18 protein-coding genes are annotated in these 18,461 nt (G+C 61.3%); 4 read left to right on the top strand and 14 right to left on the bottom strand.

Annotated elements, in window-relative coordinates:
* Positions 1-55: 55 nt before the first annotated feature.
* From K0H47_RS16395 to dkgB, 4 genes are all read left to right on the top strand, one after another.
* Positions 56-1,990 carry a TonB-dependent siderophore receptor gene (locus K0H47_RS16395; protein WP_177026262.1) on the top strand — a complete coding sequence of 645 codons (1,935 nt, stop codon included), beginning with the start codon at positions 56-58 and terminating at the stop codon, positions 1,988-1,990.
* 11 nt (positions 1,991-2,001) lie between these two features.
* Positions 2,002-2,334 carry a ferredoxin gene (locus K0H47_RS16390; protein ID WP_172834510.1) on the top strand — a complete coding sequence of 111 codons (333 nt, stop codon included), beginning with the start codon at positions 2,002-2,004 and terminating at the stop codon, positions 2,332-2,334.
* Positions 2,331-3,251: an ABC transporter substrate-binding protein gene (locus tag K0H47_RS16385; protein ID WP_219273218.1), complete on the top strand. Its 921-nt coding sequence runs from the start codon at positions 2,331-2,333 to the stop codon at positions 3,249-3,251. The genes K0H47_RS16390 and K0H47_RS16385 overlap by 4 nt, the downstream gene beginning before the upstream one ends.
* 157 nt (positions 3,252-3,408) lie before the next feature.
* Positions 3,409-4,212, top strand: coding sequence for a 2,5-didehydrogluconate reductase DkgB (gene dkgB / locus K0H47_RS16380; protein ID WP_177026265.1), 804 nt, complete (start codon positions 3,409-3,411; stop codon positions 4,210-4,212).
* Here dkgB and K0H47_RS16375 read toward each other — a convergent pair.
* The 14 genes from K0H47_RS16375 to K0H47_RS16310 form a co-directional block, all read right to left on the bottom strand.
* The gene (locus tag K0H47_RS16375) at positions 4,209-4,640 is read right to left on the bottom strand and encodes a hypothetical protein (RefSeq protein WP_063031188.1); all 432 of its coding nucleotides are present in this window, start codon (positions 4,638-4,640) and stop codon (positions 4,209-4,211) included. The genes dkgB and K0H47_RS16375 overlap by 4 nt on opposite strands.
* A 136-nt stretch (positions 4,641-4,776) precedes the next feature.
* The gene (locus tag K0H47_RS16370) at positions 4,777-8,412 is read right to left on the bottom strand and encodes a transporter substrate-binding domain-containing protein (protein ID WP_219273216.1); all 3,636 of its coding nucleotides are present in this window, start codon (positions 8,410-8,412) and stop codon (positions 4,777-4,779) included.
* A 1-nt stretch (position 8,413) separates the two neighbouring features.
* Positions 8,414-9,040, bottom strand: a complete 627-nt coding sequence (locus K0H47_RS16365; protein WP_063031192.1) for a response regulator transcription factor — start codon at positions 9,038-9,040, stop codon at positions 8,414-8,416.
* Positions 9,041-9,332: 292 nt separating this feature from the next.
* On the bottom strand, positions 9,333-10,049 hold the full coding sequence (locus K0H47_RS16360) for an MgtC/SapB family protein (protein WP_010172203.1): 717 nt from the start codon (positions 10,047-10,049) through the stop codon (positions 9,333-9,335).
* Between the two features lie 573 nt (positions 10,050-10,622).
* Positions 10,623-11,225 carry a GNAT family N-acetyltransferase gene (locus K0H47_RS16355; protein WP_177026267.1) on the bottom strand — a complete coding sequence of 201 codons (603 nt, stop codon included), beginning with the start codon at positions 11,223-11,225 and terminating at the stop codon, positions 10,623-10,625.
* A 12-nt stretch (positions 11,226-11,237) separates the two neighbouring features.
* A complete protein-coding gene (locus tag K0H47_RS16350) occupies positions 11,238-11,579 on the bottom strand; it encodes an FKBP-type peptidyl-prolyl cis-trans isomerase (protein ID WP_167410185.1) in 342 nt (113 codons plus the stop codon).
* A gap of 22 nt (positions 11,580-11,601) precedes the next feature.
* Positions 11,602-12,222, bottom strand: a complete 621-nt coding sequence (locus K0H47_RS16345; RefSeq protein WP_063031196.1) for a hypothetical protein — start codon at positions 12,220-12,222, stop codon at positions 11,602-11,604.
* 220 nt (positions 12,223-12,442) lie between these two features.
* Positions 12,443-12,901 carry a RidA family protein gene (locus tag K0H47_RS16340; RefSeq protein WP_219273214.1) on the bottom strand — a complete coding sequence of 153 codons (459 nt, stop codon included), beginning with the start codon at positions 12,899-12,901 and terminating at the stop codon, positions 12,443-12,445.
* Positions 12,898-13,782: a PhzF family phenazine biosynthesis protein gene (locus K0H47_RS16335; protein WP_093198361.1), complete on the bottom strand. Its 885-nt coding sequence runs from the start codon at positions 13,780-13,782 to the stop codon at positions 12,898-12,900. Before K0H47_RS16335 ends, K0H47_RS16340 begins: the two co-directional genes overlap by 4 nt.
* Positions 13,779-14,819, bottom strand: a complete 1,041-nt coding sequence (locus K0H47_RS16330; protein WP_219273212.1) for an ABC transporter substrate-binding protein — start codon at positions 14,817-14,819, stop codon at positions 13,779-13,781. The genes K0H47_RS16335 and K0H47_RS16330 overlap by 4 nt, the downstream gene beginning before the upstream one ends.
* Positions 14,820-14,843: 24 nt before the next feature.
* Positions 14,844-15,608, bottom strand: a complete 765-nt coding sequence (locus K0H47_RS16325; RefSeq protein WP_177026269.1) for an ABC transporter permease — start codon at positions 15,606-15,608, stop codon at positions 14,844-14,846.
* Positions 15,605-16,423: an ABC transporter ATP-binding protein gene (locus tag K0H47_RS16320; protein ID WP_219273210.1), complete on the bottom strand. Its 819-nt coding sequence runs from the start codon at positions 16,421-16,423 to the stop codon at positions 15,605-15,607. Before K0H47_RS16320 ends, K0H47_RS16325 begins: the two co-directional genes overlap by 4 nt.
* Positions 16,424-16,558: 135 nt before the next feature.
* The gene (locus tag K0H47_RS16315) at positions 16,559-17,362 is read right to left on the bottom strand and encodes an AraC family transcriptional regulator (RefSeq protein WP_219273208.1); all 804 of its coding nucleotides are present in this window, start codon (positions 17,360-17,362) and stop codon (positions 16,559-16,561) included.
* An 86-nt stretch (positions 17,363-17,448) separates the two neighbouring features.
* Complete coding sequence (locus K0H47_RS16310) at positions 17,449-18,417, bottom strand: hypothetical protein (RefSeq protein ID WP_093198378.1); 969 nt, start codon at positions 18,415-18,417, stop codon at positions 17,449-17,451.
* Between the last annotated feature and the right edge of the window lie 44 nt (positions 18,418-18,461).

The following is an 18,461-nucleotide window of genomic DNA, read 5'->3' as shown; positions in this document are numbered from 1 at the left end:
TGCTCGGTGCCTACTCGTGCGTGCTTTTCGCGAAAGATACTTTTCCGAGAAGACTATGATTCGACCTTTCAAGACTCCTGTGCCCGGCCTGTTGTTCGGCTGCCTGTTCAGCCCCCTGCTGCTGGCCGACGACAACACCCTGGAACTCAAGCAACTTAACGTTTCCGCACCGTCGGTGGAATCCACCACCGTGGCCGAGATGGCCCAGTACGGCAGCAAGGTTGAGATCGTCACCCGCGAACAGATTGAACGCGCCGGCCCCGCCGCCGATGTGTCGCGCGTGATGCAGATGTTCATCCCCGGCCTGTACGTGGCACCCAAGAATGGCCCGTTCGACTACGGCACTTATTCACTGCTGGGCGGGCGCAACGACGACACGCTGATCCTGCTGGACGGCGTGCGCCTGAACAACCGCCTGTACGGCGGCCTGTATCTGGACACCCTGCCCGCCAACGCCATCGAGCGCATCGAAGTGCTCAAGGGTGGCCAGAGCCTGCTGTTCGGCACCCAGGCGGTGTCGGGGGTGATCAACATCGTCACCCGCAGCCCGCAAACCCGCGAGGCGTCCGGCGAGGTGAACCTGGGTGCCGACACCTTCGGCGGCACCACCGGCGATGCCCGGGTCGAGAAGATTTTCAATAACGGGTTTGGCGACCTCGGCTTGCTGGCCTACGTCAGCCGCAACGTCTCCGAGGGCTACCAACCGTTTCGCAACCGCGACATGAAAAACGTCACCGACAAGAAGCGCTCCTACGAAGTCACCACCTTCGGCACCAAGGCGATCCAGTCGTTTGGCGATGACACGCGCCTGGAACTGTTTTACCAATACGCCGACGCCAACCTGGATTTCGCCCGCCCGGTGGACAACCACAAGACCACCAACGACCGCGTGCAGCAAATCGCCACGGCGACCTTCGAGCAAAGCATCAACGAGCGCCTGAGCTACTTCGTCAAAGGGCATATCAACGATTGGGACACGCGCTACACCCGCCTCAACAATGTCGAAGGCGGCGGCACCAAGGTCATCAACCACAACGACTACTGGGGCTTCACCGACTGGGGCGTGCAGGCCGAAGGCAAGGCCGTGTTGCCCGGCGAGCATGTGCTGGTATTCGGTTCCGATAACCAGTGGTTCAAGGGCCAGGATGATGTATTGATCATCGACGACAACAAGGCCCAGGCCCACGCGCTGTACACCCAACTGCGCCCGAATATCGAAGCCCTGCCGAACTGGCACCCGAGCATCGGCGTACGCCACGAAGCCATGAGCGGCGGTGACAGCGCCACCGTCGGCATGCTCACTTCGCTTTATGACCTCAACGACAACTGGGCCCTGCGCGGCCAATACGGCACCGCCTACAAACTGCCGAATGCCGAGCAACTGTTCGTCAACGAAGACGATGAGAAAGGCAACCGCAACCTCAAGCCGGAGAAGAGCCGCAACGCCGAGCTGGGCATCGACTACAAGGGCAGCCTGCTGGCGCGGGACTTCAGCGCCAGCGTGACGCTGTTCAAGCGCAAGATCACCGACCTGATCACCCAGGACGATATCCAGTGGGTCAACGGCCAGGGGCAGATCCAGATGCGCGGTTTCGAGGCCGACGCCAAGCTGCAACTTAACGAGCAATGGAGCGTGCAGGCCGACATGACCCGCAACCTCACCGAGTCCCGCGCGGGTGTCACCCTCAATGATATTCCTGGCTTCTTCGCCCGCTCGCGGGTCGGCTATGAATCGGTGGACCGCCTGTGGGGCGTCGGTACTGCGGTGCGTTACATCGGCGATATTGTCAGCTCGAAAAAGGTCGAGTACGGCAACTACACCGTGGTCGACGCCGACGCCTATCGCTACCTCGATAACGCCCACCAACATCGCGTCAGCCTGCTGGTAGAGAACCTGTTCGATCGCGACTACGTCACCAGCCGCGCCAGCAACGTCGACAACCTCGGGCGGCCGTTCACCTCCGAAGTACGCTACACGTATCGCTTCTGATGAGTACGCCCGTGGAAACTCATCCGGACTGGTCCCATGTGCCTGACCACACCCGTCACGTGTTCCTGTGCACCGGCCCGCGCTGCACCCAGCGTGGCGCGCTGCAATTATGGAAAACCCTGCGCCGCCACCTGCTGGCACACGACCGCATCGAAAAGCCTGGCGGCGTGCTGTTGACCCGCACCCACTGCCAGTTCCCGTGCAACCTGGGCCCGATTGTGACGGTGTACCCGGACACGTGCTGGTACGGCGTGCACAGCAACGCAGACGTGCAACGGCTGGTGGAAGTGCACCTGGTGGGCGGCGAAGTCGTCGAGGATTTGCTGATCAAGGAGCGCCCGTGAAAGCGTCGTGGTTGCTGTTGGGCGCCCTGCTCTGCCCATCGTTGGCCCTGGCGGACCGTTATCGCAACTGCAACCAGGACTGGACGGCCACCCACTCACCGCCCTCGCGCATCGTGGCCCTCAACCAGCATGCTGCCGACTTGCTGTTGGCGCTGGATGTCGGCTCGGCATTGGTGGGCGTGGCGTATCTGGATGACAACGGTGTGGCCCACCGACACGGCGAGTATTTCGGCGTGCCGGTGATTGCACCCAAGTACCCGTCCAGCGAAGTGCTCTATGCGCAGAAACCGGATCTGGTGGTCGGTGGGTTCGCCACTGCCTTTGGCACTGGCGTCACTTCCCGCACAGGGTTGGCCGGCAACGGGGTTGGGTCATATTTGCTGGAGTCGGCGTGTGACGGGCATTCGCTGGATTACTTCGGGCATATCCGCAACGACCTGTTTACCCTCGGCGCCCTGGTGCACAAACAGCAACGGGCGCGGGCGTTGAGCGATGCCATGGACGCCGACCTGGCCAGTGCCCAGGCCCTGGCGGGCGAAGGTAAACCGCTGTCGGTGTTCTACCTGGACAGTGAGGTCAACGGGCTGGACAGCGAAGGCCGGCGTGGGTTCGTCACCACGTTGGTGGCGGCTGCTGGTGCGCGCAATTTATTCGCCGGGATCAACCAATACCGCGTCACCGTGAGCAGCGAAACCCTGCTGATGAGTGACCCGGATGTGATTTTGCTGGCGGATGCAGTGTGGTCACCGGCCAGCCGCAAGCGCCAGTTGCTGACCAGTGACCCGGTGCTCTCGCGTTTGCGGGCGGTGCGGGAGAACCGGATGATCGATATTCCGTTTACCCACCTGGTGCCCACGGCAAGCAGCGGGCGGGTGGCCCTGGACCTGGCGCGGCAACTCAAAAAACTGGCTGAATAAACACAGTCTTCTGTGGGAGCTGGCTTGCCTGCGATGGCTTTTGCTCTTCACCACTCATGACTTTTGGTAAAGAGTCCTTTTCGGATTCAGCGGTTTTTCTGAAGGAACGAGGAGCCGATACTCGACTCCATTGTTCACATCACTTCAGGAGTCACTCATGTCTATTCCCGCATTCGGCCTCGGTACGTTCCGCCTGCAAGGCCAGGTCGTCATCGACTCCGTCAGCACCGGCCTGGAACTGGGCTACCGCGTCATCGACACCGCGCAAATCTACGAGAACGAAGCCGATGTCGGCCAGGCCATTGCCGACAGCGGCATCCCACGGGACGAGCTGTTTATCACCAGCAAGATCTGGATCGCCAATTTCGCCGAAGGCCAGTTGATTCCCAGCCTCAAGGAGAGTCTGCGCAAGCTCCAGACCGATTACCTGGACCTGACCCTGATCCACTGGCCATCGCCGGAAGACCAGGTGCCGGTCGCCGAATTCATGGGCCAGTTGCTGGAAGCCAAGCGCCAGGGCCTGACCCGCCAGATCGGTATTTCCAACTTCACCGTCGACCTGATGAAACAGGCAATTGCCGCCGTCGGTGCCGAGCACATCGCGACCAACCAGGTCGAGCTGCACCCGTACCTGCAAAACCGCACCGTGGTGGATTTTGCCAAGGCCCATGGTATCCAGATCACCTCCTACATGACCCTGGCCTACGGTGAAGTGCTGAAGGACCCGGTGATCCAGCAGATCGCCGAACGGCATCAGGCAACCCCGGCGCAAGTGACCCTGGCCTGGGCCATGCAACTGGGCTACGCGGTGATCCCGTCGTCGACCAAGCGCGCCAACCTGGCCAGCAACCTCAAGGCCCTGGACCTGACCTTGAGCGATGACGACATGGCGCAGATCGCCGGCCTGGAGCGTGGCCATCGGCTGACCAGCCCCAAGGGCATCGCGCCGAACTGGGACTAAGCCACAGGGCTGCGGGATAATTCCCGCAGCCACGGCAACACCCGCAGCCCGCTGGTGACTGGTGGTGGGTCGATGATGTCCATGAAGTGTTCGAGGTTGACGCTGTCCGGCGCACCCGGCAGGCGCACCAGCAGTGTCGCTGTGGCAGCCGGCGTGCCCAGGTCCCGGATATCGTAGACCAGCACATGGCGAATCTGTGGGTGCTGCTCCTGGTAGGCCAGTACCCCGCCCTCGCTGGCCGCCAACCCGGCATTGATGATCAACACGTCGAACGGCTCGGTCGGGATGGCCGTGAGGATCAGCACTTCGTCGAAGGTTTGCACCGGGACGATGCGGTAGTAGCCCAATTGGTTGAGCATTTTTTCGATGTACAGCCGTTGCAGGTGCTGTTCATCGGCGATCAGGATAGTCAGTGCTTTGTTTGGCATGGCGAACACCTGAGCAAGGAGCGCTCGTGAGGGACTGGGCGGCCTATTTTCCAGACATATCCCGAAGACTAAATAAGGCTTGTTCCACCTTCATGTAGGAGTTGTCCCAAACAGCTCGAATGACAGCCCTCGCCAGTCAAGTCTGATTGCAATAAACCGACAACCCGTGATGCAGGTGAGCGAGCGCTTCATCCATGCCGTCGATGGCACTGGCCAACTCGTTAGGCGCTTGCCGTTCACAGACGTTTTCCAATACTTCGCAGCACTCCATTAATGCCTGGGCCTTGACCATGCGCGCGCCGCCTTTGGTTCGATGGGCCAGGTCGTGCAGGCCGGCGAAGTCGGCCTTGTGTTGCAGGACCACCAGTTGCCCATGGTCAGCTTCAAGGCTGTCGAGCAATGGCACCAGCAGCTCTTTTACTGCGTCGACATTCCCTCCGGTCAGCTTCTCCAGGTCGCGCAAATCAAAGTCTGGCGACAACTCATCCACGCTGACCGGGGCCACCGAGGGCGTGGCTGTGCGCGACATCAGGGCCGCATGCAGGTCCTCAAGCCCGGTGGGCTTGAACAGGCAGCCATCCATTCCCGCCTGTCGGCAACGTTCGGCTTCCTCGGGCTGGGCGTTGGCGGTGAACCCCAGCAACAGGCAAGGCGCCAGGCCGCGCTCACGCTCCAGGGTGCGGATATCCCGCGCCAGCTCGTAACCGTCCTTGAATGGCATATTGCAGTCGGTAATCACCCCATCAAAGCGTCCGGACAACCACAGTTCAAGCCCCTGGACGCCATCTTCGGCGGTGGTGATTCGATGCCCCAGAAAGCTCAATTGCCGGGCCAGCAGCAGCCGATTGGCCGGGTAGTCATCCACCACCAGGATGCTCAATGCGTGGGCCGGCGAAGTTTCCAGGGCAACGGAGACGGCCGGCACCCGGGTTGCGTCGGCGACGGCCAACGCCAGGGTGACGTCCACCCGGGTGCCCTGCCCCAACAAGCTGCTCAATTGCAGTTGCCCGCCCATCATCTCGCAGAGGTTGCGGCTGATGACCAGGCCCAGGCCGGAACCGCTGCGCGCCGATTGCGCGGTGTTCGTGCCCTGGATAAACGGGTTGAAGAGGCGTTTCTGGTCTTCAACACTGATGCCGATGCCGGTGTCTTCCACCCACAGCCTGAGGCTCAGGTACCCGTTGGCAATCGCCGACGAACCGGACGCGCCAAGCCGTACCTGGCCACGGGTGGTGAACTTGATCGCATTGCTCAGCAGGTTCGACACCACCTGCTTGAAACGCATCGGGTCCACCAGCACGTATCGGTCAATCAGCGGGTCGAGCTCCACCTTCAATACCAGGCCCTTGGCCCGCGCCAGCCCATCGAAGACCCGCGCCACCGACGCCAGCAACGCATGCAGGTTTGACGGCTGCAACGCCAGGGACAGGTGGCCCGACTCAATGCGTGCGATGTCCAGGATATCGCCGATCAACTCCAGCATGCCCCGCGACGCATCGGCGGCCACCTCCAGCGCATCGCGGTCGGCCCGGCCCTGTTCGGCGGCTTTCAAGGCCAGTTCAATCATGCCGATCACGGCGTTCATGGGTGTGCGTATCTCATGGCTCATGGTCGCGAGAAAGGTGGTCTTGGCGCGATTGGCGGCGTCGGCCTCCTCCTTGGCCTCCCGTAGCTGGCCGAGCAGATGCTGCCTTTCACTGACGTCCACCCAGCCGGCGATCATGCCCACCACCCGCTCATCACCGTCGCGGTACGGCAGCATCCAGTGATAGATCGTCAGGACCGTCCCGTCCGGCACCTTGAGCACGCGGTCCTGTATCTGTGGCTCCCCCTGCTCCATCAAGCGCAGGTAGTCCTGGTGAAAAGACTCGGCCTGGGGGCGATTGCCGGTGTCGGTCTCGACCACGGTTTTACCGGTCACGTCCTCCAGCTTGTAATCGAACACATCGAGGTAAGCACTGTTGCACGCCATCAGCCGGCCCAGGCGATCACGCACATAAATCGGATGAGGCGTGCCGTCGATCAGCACGCCCATAAACCGCATCTGGTCACTCAGGGCACGCTCGGCCTGCACCCGTTTGCGTATCAGGCCGCGCAGGTAAATCGCCCAGCCTAGCGTGATCAGCAACAGCAGCGCCGCCAGGCTGAAACCTTGAATGATGACGGTGCGGTGCCGCGCCCAGTAACTGTCTTCAACCAATACCTCGCTACGCCAGTGGCCGGCCAATTCATCCATTTCCTGGGGCGTGATACTCAGCAATGCCTTGTCGAGGATCGAATACAACTCCAACTGGCTGCGGTTGATCCCAAAGGCTATGCGGGCCGGCTCGGACCCGACCGTGCTGGTGACCCGCAAGCGGTCACGGTACTCGCGGGCAATCATGTAGCGCGCACTGATCAATGTATTGACGGCCGCATCGGCGCCGCCGCTGGCCACCAGCGCCATGGCGTGTTCAGGGTTGTCGACGCCCACAAACTTGATAGTGGGATAGGCCTGGGCAATCCCCTCTTGCAGGCTGTTGCCGCCGATCAGCGCCAGGCGCTTGCCGGCCATGTCTTCCAGGGTGAGGGGGCTGCGGTCATCCATGCGACTGACCAGTACAAACGGATTGGTCAGGTAAGGCCGGGTAATACGCACCTTGTCCGTGCGTTCAACGCTGGGCGTGACCACCGCGATCATGTCCGCACCGCCGGTGCTGACCTTGTCAATCTGCTGGGGCATCGAGGTGCCCGGGACGACGTCAAATTTCAACCCGGTGCGCAAGCTGATACGGGCCAACACCTCGGCGCTCAACCCTTCGAACGCGCCCTGCTTGTCGATAAATGAAACCGGCAGGAACCTGTCGAGTATCGCGACCTTTACCCTGGGGTTCTTCTCCAGCCAACGCTGCTCACTGGCACTCAAGCGCAACCGGTCCGCCCCCAGGAACCCAAGATTTCCGGCACTCCAGCGCCGCAGTATTTCCATCTGCTCACTGACCGAAATTGCGGCCAGCGCCGCATTGATGATCGGCAGCAAGCGCGTGTTGTTGCGAGAAAATGCAAACGCAAACGGATTGACTTCAAGTGAAGAGAAATCGGCCATTCGAACGTTGTTCAGGTGGTTCCTGTTGATCAGGTAGTTGGCGCTGATTGCATCGCCGAGGTAAACATCCGCCTGGCCGAATGCAACAGCGCCGATGGCCTCGAAGGTCGAAGGGAAAAGCTGTAGCCGGGCATGAGGGTAGAACGCCTGTACCGCATCAGGCTGCATGTAATGATAGAACATGGCCACCCGCTTGCCGGCCAGGTCCGCACTCAGGGTCTGGCTCTCGCCCGTGCGGGTGACCAGGGCCGGTTGATCCATGGCATAGGAGCGCGACAGCACCAGTTGCGGGTCTGCCGCCTCGTAGCCGTTGGCTGACCCCACAAAGTCCACCTCGCCGCGCTTGAGTGCGGTGATGACCTCATCCCGGTTGTCGTAACGACGGACTTCAACCGTGATGTTCAGCGCGTCGGCTATCAGTGCGGCGTAATCTGCCGTAATCCCCTCGAGCTCATCGTTGCTGCTCAACTCGAACGGTGCGTAATCGGGGCTGGAGATCCCCATCAACAAACGGCGGCGCTCCCGCAGCCAGCGCCAGTCCGCCTCGTGCAACCCCACCGCCGGAGTTTCGAGGATGGAGTGCCCCAGCAGGTACAGGGTGCGCGCCTCACCCAGGGCCGGGACTTGCGTGTAGAGCGCGCCCAGCAGCACCCACGCACTGAGCCACAAGGCCCGGGACCTGGTCATTTCAGATCAGATGATTGCGCTGGGCGAATTTGGACAAATGCACCACCGATGACATGCGCAGCTTCTCCTTCAGACGGGTTTTGTAGGTACTGATGGTCTTGTGGCTGAGCAACATGTCCTCGGCTATGTCCTTGTTGCCAAGCCCCAGCGCCAACTTCTGCAGCACGGTCAACTCACGGTCGGAAAGCTCTGCCACGAGGTCCTGTTCGGTGGACTGCAAATCGTCCCGGCGCACCGAGCTGGTAGGCAGGCTGGGAAAGCAGCTGTAGTTGGACATCACCGCCTTGATGGCTTTTTGCAGTTCATCCAACTCGCCGGTCTTGGCAACAAAACCCATCGCGCCGGCGCGCATGCAGCGGGTAGAAAAGAACACCGCCAGATAGGACGTCAGCACCAGGATCTTGCAAGGCAAGCCCAGTGCCTTGATCCGGCTGATCACCTCCAGGCCACCCAACTTCGGCATCGCCAGGTCGAGGATGATCAGTTCGGGGCGTTCTTCCCGTGCGATCTGCATCGCATCGGCACCGTTGCCGGCCTCGAAGATCGTGTCGAAGCCTTCCTGCTTCAACAGGTACCGGACGGTTGCGCGGATAAATGGGTGGTCATCCACTATTAAAGCTTTGCTCATAAGGCTCCCCTGGGAGGATTCAGTACCGTTGCACATCACACGGGACCTATCTACCTGTGAGAAATGACAGTTCCGACGAGCGGCTCTGAACATTCCTACAAGAAGCAGTCGGGTCCCTCCATTTGAACAGCGCATAGCCATGGGTGGCCGCACCTGCGTGCCTGGCTAGTCGCAAGCGCGCAACCTTACCAATGGAATGACGCGTCACCTGAAGGGATAGTCCCAGTCGCATGTAGGACTTTTCCTCGCTAGAAGCATAGTAAACAGTGGGGTTCCGGGGAGCCGAGGTCGTCTAGTCGGTGGTACTCGGGCTCCAGAACGCCTGTACCACCAGCGTCGAGGTGGAAATGCGCGCCACCAGGGCGTCCAGTTCGTCACCGTCCACCGAGGTCACGGCCAGCGTCGCCTCGATTTCCACCTCTTCAGGACCAAAGGGGCGCACGTCCACATCGCTGGCCGGGTAGTTGCAGCGTGCAAGTTCGGCTTCGAGCAAGGCCAGTACTGCTTTTTGCTGGGTACGACGGGCCACCACATAGAGAATGTTGGTCACCTCGGCCGACACCACGTCCAATGGCTGGCGGTTGATGTTATTGACGATCGGCCGCAGCAACGTGTTGGCCGCCAGCACAAACAGCGTACCCAGCAACGCTTCGAGGATCAGGTCGGCACCGGCACAGGCGCCCACCGCCGCCGATGCCCAAAGGGTGGCCGCGGTATTCAGCCCGCGCACGTTGCCCTCTTCCCGCATGATCACGCCAGCACCGAGAAAACCGATGCCCGAGACCACATAGGCCACGACCCGCACCGCCCCTTCGGCGCCGCCCAGACGGTTGGCCATGTCGACGAAAATCGCCGCGCCCACCGCCACCAGCACGTTGGTACGCAACCCCGCCGTGCGCTGGCGGTACTGACGTTCGAAGCCGATCAGCCCTCCAAGGATAAAGGCCGCGGTGAGGCTGACCAGTGTGTCGACCAGCGAGTTGAGGTTGATGTTGTTGATTGCTTGCATAGTCAGTCTTCCCTGTTCATTGCCAGCCAAACTTAGGCGAGGAAACCTTCGGGCAGGTACGACCATCCTGGGCCGTGATTGGGTCACGGGCACGACAGGACAGGCCCGCCCGTCGCAAACGACAGGCGCGTCCGTAGTACCGCGATGCAAGGCATCACGTACGGGTCAGCGTCGATGAGAGGGAAATCGGGATCGGGCCAGGACTGGCCGCTACCGGGATGCCGCTTCTCGCTTCCGGGCGAGACAACGGCATCGGAAAAATGCGCGTTACCTTGCCAAGTATGTGCCGGTTATCGAGACCGGCCGACGACTGTCACTCGAACAAGTACCCACTGAGGGTCTCCGCTATTGATGAAAACGCGCAAAGCTTACGCTCCGATTTAAGGAGAGTAAACCGTAGGAAAGCTTACCCGATGGAGTTAGGAATATTCTTCAGGGAGGGTTCAGGTAAGCGCCTCCACCCCCGTAGCAGCTGTCGAGCCCAAGCGAGGCTGCGTCGGCCACACTGCGATCATCAAGCCAGACGCTCCACCGAGTCGCGCCGAACGCAGCCTCGCCCAGGCTCGACAGCTGCTACGCAAAGGACGGTCGATCACGCTCCACCAGCGCCAAATACTCATTGATCGCCCCACCCGCCAACGCCTTCACCTGAATGGACACCCGATTCACCTGCCGCCCCATCTCGATGCCATCCCGAGTCCGCACCTGAACATACCCAAGGCGTGGCCAGAACCGCTCGGCCTTGACGTTCCCCACCACCACCGTCAGCCGCAACCAGCGTGCGCCCAGGCGTACTACCCAATCCTGGAAATCCGCATGCAACTGCCGCGCAAACCCGGTGCCATGCAACGGCGTGGCCACCAACAGCAACCCGATATGCCACACCCCAACCGCCAGCAGGTCAGACGCCACATTCACCACCGCAACCAACTGCCCTTCGGCATTGCGGTAGCCAATCCAATACATCCGCGTGTAGCTCCAGGTGTCAGGCAGTTGAAGAGTCAACTCATCCCGAGCCTCCGTGGGTGTGGCTGGCTCACCGTTGACCGCGAGAAAATATTCCGGGGCTGCTTCGAAAAAGCGCTGCAGCTCGGCCTCATCCTCAACCGTCAGTTCAACCACCCGGATGCCCGACATCGAACTGCGGGGCAAGGCCATCGTGTCAACAACATCCATGTTCATCCCTTCTCAATCGTCGCGTGTCAGTACTTCCAACAACTCAATTTCAAAGCGCAGATTACTGTTGGGCGTGATATGCGCGCCCATCGAGCGCTCGCCGTAGGCCAGGTGCGCCGGCACAAACAACGTGCGAATGCCGCCGACTTTCATGCCCATCAGCCCCTGGTCCCAGCCTTTGATCACGCGACCGGTACCGATCACGCATTGAAACGGCTTGCCCCGCTCCCATGAAGAATCGAACACCGTGCCGTCTTCGAGGGTGCCGGTGTATTGCGTGGTGATCAGGGCGCCTTTGACCACGGTTTTGCCGTCACCGAGGCGGATGTCGGTGATTTCCAGTTCGTTGTTCATCATGTTCTCTCGTTATCCAACATCACAGCCAATGCCAAAACCGACTCCAGAACCCCCGCCCCAGATCATTTTTGCAGCCCGCATATTGCGCCGCATACATCTGCGAACGCGCCTGCACCTTGCCGGCGACCGGCATCAGCCAGGCTTTGCTTGCATAGGTGCGCTGACGATACCCGCCCCAGCCTTCGTGGTAGTTCAGGTATTGGCCGTAGGCATCGTATTTGTACACGCCGTTGATGGTGTAGGTCTTGTCCATGTACCAGCCGACAAAATCGATGGCGTCGTCAAAGTCCTCGCGACTGGCGCCCGTACGGCCGGTGCTTTTCTGGTAGTCGCTCCACACTTCATCCTTGGCCTGGGCGTAGCCGGAGGCGGTGGACACGCGGCCCCAGGGGATGATCCATAACAGGTATTTGCGCGGGGTCTTGGCGTCCTGGCGGAAGCCGGACTCTTGATACATGATCGCGAACGGCACCTGGATCGGCACGCCCCAGCGTGCCTGGGTGACTTTGGCCGCGTCGTACCAGTCGTCCTTTTCGCGGAAGATGCCGCAGATGTCGTTGGGGGTGCGGGGTGGCGAGGTGCCGCATCCCGCCAATAAGGCGGTGAGCAGCAACAGCCCTGCGGTTTTTCCTGCGTTCAAAAGCTCACCGTCTCGTCGTGAGAATAAAAGGCGGGCAGTTTACTCGTTCGCCGGGGTTCCTGCAGAGGTGAAAGCAACACGAATCCTGTGGCGAGGGAGCTTGCTCCCGGACCGGTTGACGCGCTATGCCCGAGGCACTGCGATCATCGGTTTTGGGGCTGCTGCGCAGCCCAGCGGGAGCAAGCTCCCTCGCCACATTTTGGTGGGTGGTTCAGGCAGGTCAGGTTTGGGTGACGACCGCCGTCAGTTCCAGTTCCAGCAGGCCGTTGCTGGGTAATCCCGCCACTCCCACCGCCGAACGCGCATGCCGGCCGTGCTCGCCAAACAGCTCAATCAACAGTTGCGACGCGCCGTCGACAACCTTGGAGAAGCCCTGGAAACCTTCCCCACCAAACACAAACCCGCGAACGAACAGGATGCGCTCGACATTCTCCAGCCCTACAACCTGGTCCAGCACGCTCAAGGCCCGCAGCACACAGGTCTGCCCTGCTTCGTTGACCAACTCCGTAGAGGTCTGGTCCGTCACCGGCCCGGTAATCACGCTGTCACCCTGCCGACAAACCTGCCCGCTGACATACGCCACGCTTCCATGAATCGTCACTGGCACGTAGTCCCCCTTGGGGCTCGGCGCTTCGGGTAATTCCAGCCCGAGGGCTTGCAGTTTTTCACGCACGTTCATGCCGGCTCCTCGACAAATTCCACATGCCCACCCAGCCAGCAACCTTGCACCTGCCCCGCTTCATCCCGGCGAAACCGCAGGGAGATTTGCGAAGGTCGGCCCATGGCCCGGCCCTGGCGGATGTGCACCGGGCGATCATCTGCCGTCACCAGGCCATTCTCCAACAAGCCAAACGCCAACGCGGCAGCGGCGATGCCGGTGGCGGCGTCTTCCGGGTAACCCGAGGACTTTGGAAACTGCCGCGCATCAAACTGTCGGCCTTCCAGATCCGATGGCGCATAGGGGTACAAACCGGTGGAGCCGATTCGCTCGCACAGTTGCTGCATCCGCCGGTAATCCGGTTTCAGGCTGTCCAGTACCGCCACGCTTTTCAGCGCGATGAGGGTTTTCACCCGGCTGGTGCACGCGTTCTGGATCGGCAGCGGCGCCAGTTCGTTGGAGGTGATGCCGAGCACCGACAGTATCTCGGCCTCGACTTCGGCATCGTTCAACGCCTCGACCTGGCCTTTAGGCTGGCTGATTTCCACCTGGATATCCGACGTGCCGGCGGCGGTCACTTGCGCTTCAACCCGGCCGCTCAAGGTCCACAAAGCCAGGCGATCCTTGTGCAGCATGCCCAGCCGATCCAGCAACCAAACTGCGCCTACGGTGGCGTGCCCGCACATTTCCATCTCGTGGTTGGGCACCCAGAACCGCAAGGCAAAATCGAACTCACTGCCAACCGGCGCGGCGAATACAAAGCCACATTCATGGCCGTAGTCGCGGGCCACTTGCTGCATGTCGGCATCGCTCATGCCATCGGCCACGGCCACGGTGGGCGCCGGGTTGCCGCCACGCGCGGTGGCGGGGAAAACATTGACCAGATGAACCTCGGGCGTCATTTCGCCTCTCCCTGAAGGGTGGAAACAGTCGGCGCCACGGCGTCGACGATGGAGTTGGTGTAGACCTGCTGCGGGTCGAGTTCAACCGGGTCGCTCTCCACAGCGTTCATGAAGCGGATGTTCTTCTCCACGCCGTCCTTCTCGATCCGTGGGGTGGCCGGGTAGGACGGCAGTGAGGCGGCCCAGGCGGCGTTGAAGATGGCGGCGTCGGTGTTGGCGAAATACGGGCGCACCGATTCGCGGGCCTTGTCCGGGTCGCTGGCGATCAGGTGCTCGGCACGCCACAGGGCGCGGACCATTTTTTCGGCGGTGACCTTGTTGTTGGCCAGCCAGTCTTCACGGGCAATCATCGCAGTGAAGAGGAAGCCGTCCAGGGGTTTGTATTCGCCCTTGGCCAGGTCCATCAACACAAAGCCGCCCTGCTTCTCGGCGGTGGTGATGGTGGGTGGCGACAGCGAGAAGCCGTTGATGCTGCCCTGGGAAAACGCCGCGAGCATGTTCGGCGCGCCGCCGATGGGCATGATAGTGAAGTCTTTGTCCGGGTTGAGCCCCGCGTCCTTGGCCAGGTAGCGCACCAGCATGTCGGTGGTGCTGCCAGGGCCGGTGACGCCGATCTTCAAGCCCTTGAGGGCCTGGGCACGGGCGGCCAGGGATGAGGTGGCCGACACACCGGCCTTTTGCGCCGAGGCACCGTCGATCACCACGGTGCTGCCGAACTGGGTTTGCACGGCGGCGAATGCCTGGACGTGCTGGCCCTTGGTACGAGCGCGCACCGCTACGGCAGGCAAACCGACATAGGCATCGGCATCACGCCCCAGCACGGCGGTGAGTGCGGCCGAGCCGCCTTTCTGGAACACGATGACCTCGACGTTCAGGCCTTCATCGGCAAAGTAACCTTGCTTCTGAGCAACGTAGATCGGCACATAGAGAAAGCCTTCGCTGGGGAACGCCAGGGTGACTTTGGTCAGGTCCCGGGCCTGGGCGGCGGGCATGAATGAAGCGAGTAAAACGCTGGCGATGAACAGTGGTTTCAACATGATCAAGCTCCACAAGAATTGGGATTAAACCGCGACTTCACGTTCCGCTTCGTTGGCCTTCCAAGGCATCAACTTGCGCTCGGCCAGCTTCACCGCTGTGTTCAGAATCAGCGCCAGGACGATGATCCCCACCAGTGCGGCAAATACACCGGCGGTATCGAACTGCGAAGCTGCATCCGAAAGCAGGTAACCCAGGCCACGGTTGGCGGCGATGATCTCGCCCACCAGCGCGCCGATCAGCGCATAGGGCACCGACAGGCGCAGGCCGGTGAATACCCAGGTGAAAGCGGACGGGATGACCACCATGGTCAACAGGTCGCGCTCCTTGGCGCCCATCAGTCGCAGGATGGTCAGTTGCTCGCGGGACACGTTGCGCACGCCGCTGTAGGTATTGAGGAACACCAGGAAGAACACCACCGCCGCCGTCAGGATGACTTTCATCGGCAAACCGATGCCGAACCAGAGAATGAACAGCGGTGCCAATGCGACTTTTGGCAGGCTGTAGAACGCGGTCAGGAACGGGTCGAGGATATCCGCCAGCAGCTTGGCGCGGCCCAGTACCAAGCCCGCGATCAAGCCTGCGAGGGAACCGAAGAAGAACCCCAGCACGGCTTCCAGGGTGGTGATGCCGGCGTGGTAGAAGAACACCCCATTCATGAGGATCTTCCACAAGCTCTGCGCCACCGCCGAGGGGCGGCTAATGAAGAATTCGACGCCGAACCAGCGGGATACACATTCCCAGAACAGCAGCAGGAAGACCAGGAACAACAAGCGATAGATCTGGATCATACGACCTCCAGCGAGTGAGCCAATGAAGCGGGATCAGCAGCACCGGCCACGTCGGGCGCGAGGCGTTTCCAGAGCGCAGCGCAGAGTTCGACGTAGCGCGGATCGGAGCGCAATTGCACGAGGTTGCGTTCGCCGCTCAGGGGAATGTCGAGCACATGGTCGATGGTGCCTGGGCGACCGGCGAACACCACGCAGCGGTCCGCCAGCGCGATGGCTTCGTCGACGTCGTGGGTGACAAACAGCACGGTCTTGTTGAGCTGCCGACACAGCCGCAATAGTTCGGTTTGCAGGGTCAGGCGCATCTGCGCATCAAGGGCGCCGAAGGGTTCGTCCATCAACAGGGTTTCCGGGTCGCTGGCCATCAAGCGCGCCATAGCCGCGCGTTTGCGCATACCGCCGGAAAGCTGATTGGGATAGCTTTCGCCAAAACCGGTGAGGCCTACCAACGCCATCAGTTCCTCGACACGGGCATCGATCCGGGCCTTGGGCATACGGCGGATTTGCAGCGGCACGGCGATGTTACCCGCCACGGTGCGCCACGGTAACAAGTGGTCGGCCTGTGTCATGTAACCGACCCGAGTGTTGACGCCTTTAACCTCGGCACCGTCGTAATGCACCTGGCCTTCGGTAGGGCCGAACAGCCCGGCGGTCATGTTGAGCAAGGTGGACTTGCCGCAACCCGAAGGGCCCACCAGCGTGATGATTTCGCCCCGCTGGACCTCAAGCGTTACGTTGCGCACGGCCACAAACTGGCGGCCCTCGACTTTGAAGCTTTTTTGCACCCCTGCGAAGCTGATAAAGGGTTTTGCACTCACCGCCCCTCCTCGTCCGGTAGGCCGGACTTGTTTGTTGTTGACGGGGTGAGGATGAACGGATGACAGATTTGCGGCGCACGGGATCGGGCCGGATCATGCGCGGGATTGGGACATCAAAAAAAGGTTGAAGCGGTATCAGCCGCGGCGCCACTCATCCGGCGACACACCCAGCACCCGACGAAACACATGGGCCAGGTGTGAAGGTGATTCATAGCCGACGTTATTGGCGATCTCCAGCACCGACATGCGCGTGTGCCGCAACAAGGTCTGCGCCCGTTCCAGGCGCAGGCGCTGGACATAAACCAGCACCGTCTCGCCGGTGTGCAACGCGAACAGCCGGGTCAGGTGACGGCGGGACATGTGAAACGTCTCGGCGATCTCATCCAGCCCCGGCGCACGTTCGAGATTGCCCTCCACGTAAGCCTTCACGTCGCGCACCAGCATGGCGCCATGGCGCTCGGTGGATGAGCGTTGCAGGCTCGGCTGGCTGAGGGAAATCGCCAGGCATTCGAGCAGCAGCAAATGATCGGCCTGGGCTACCTGGCGGCGGCGGTCGATGTACAGGTCTGGTTGGCTGAAGGCTTTTTTTGCGAGTAGCAGATGGTGCAACGGCGCGGAGGTTTGCCAGATGCCCAGGGTGGGCACGCGCAGCAAGCGGTTGGCGTCACCGGAAATATCCCGCAAGGCGTAGTGCATGTAGTCGGGGTCGACGTAGAACGCCACGTGGCCCTGGCTGGCGGTGAGTGACGAAGAGGAATGGCTGGATTGCGGCGGCACCAGTACGAACTGGCGGTCGATCACCGAGGTGGTGCGCCCACTTTCTTCATCCTTGAAACGCAACAGACCGTGCTCGGGCACCATCAGCATGAATTCATCATGGGCGTGGGCCCCGGTTTCATAGGCGCCGTTGGAGTTGAAGACGCTGTAGATGTCGCGCATCGCCAGGCACTGCCAGTGGGTGTTGGAGTGCTGACACTAGCATGTTTGGTGCCAAGGGAAAGCGGCATCCCTGCCGCTAAAAAGGGTTATGCCAAAGGCACACGACGGGTGGAAATCGCCAGGCGACCTACACCAAAGCTCAACGCCGCACCCAGCAGCAACATCAACAAGGTGCTCCACGCTGCGCGGGACAGTTGCTTGGCCGCCACTTCACCGGCTTCGCGGGCTTTCTGCTCAGCCTGTTGCTTCAGCTCGTCAACCTTCTGCACAGCCTGCTGGTAGGCCTGGGCATAGTTGTCGACGATCTGGGTCGCTTCAGCCTGGCTCTTGCCGGTACGGGCGGCGACGATGTTAACCAACGCCTGCTTGTCTGCTGCATTCAACGCGGGCTCACCGGAAGCCTTGACCCGCTCGAACCACTGCTTCAATTCATCACCGGCCTGGGCTGGGTTGGTCGCCGCATCGTTGGCCGATTGCTTGCCATCCGCAGCTGCCTGATCGGCTTTTTGCTCAACGTTGGCAGGGTCCAGTTCAGGCTTGCCGCTCTGCTTGAGCAATGTGTCGAGTTGGCCTTGCAGGCTGTTCCAATCCAGCTTGATGCCCTGCTCATTCAGTTGCTGCTTGACGCTGTCGCTGATGCCCGGCGCCACGGCGGCGATACCGCTACCGGCCGCCGACAACCCTTTACCGACGACGTTACCCGCGGCACCGACAACGCTGGTGGCCAGCGCGGCGAGCAGCCAGGTGGTCAGCAAAGTGGTGATGGTCCAGCTCAGCACGCCATGCAGGCCGCCGCGATCCGGTGCGGTACGCCCGGCCACGAATGCACCGGCACCGATGGCCAACAGCGTCGAGACAAACAACCAGATCCCGGCACCTGTACCAAAACCGCTCAGCGGGTTACCGGCTGCCATCGGGTTGACTGCACTGGCACCAATCGCGGTACCGAGTACGCTCAACACCAGGTAGGTCACCAGGGCAATTGCACTACCGGCCAATACCGAGCCCCAGGAGACGCGAAACAGCGAACGGTTGGTTTCATAGACAGTGGTCATGTTAAATCCTTTGAACAGTGGGTAGGTGGCCAGTTTGGCGAGGC

The sequence above is a fragment of the Pseudomonas sp. Xaverov 83 genome (assembly GCF_019352905.1).
Classification (GTDB): Bacteria; Pseudomonadota; Gammaproteobacteria; order Pseudomonadales; family Pseudomonadaceae; genus Aquipseudomonas; species Aquipseudomonas yamanorum.
The sequence above is the reverse complement of the archived record's forward strand: the minus strand, read 5'-3'. Positions and strand labels throughout refer to the sequence as shown.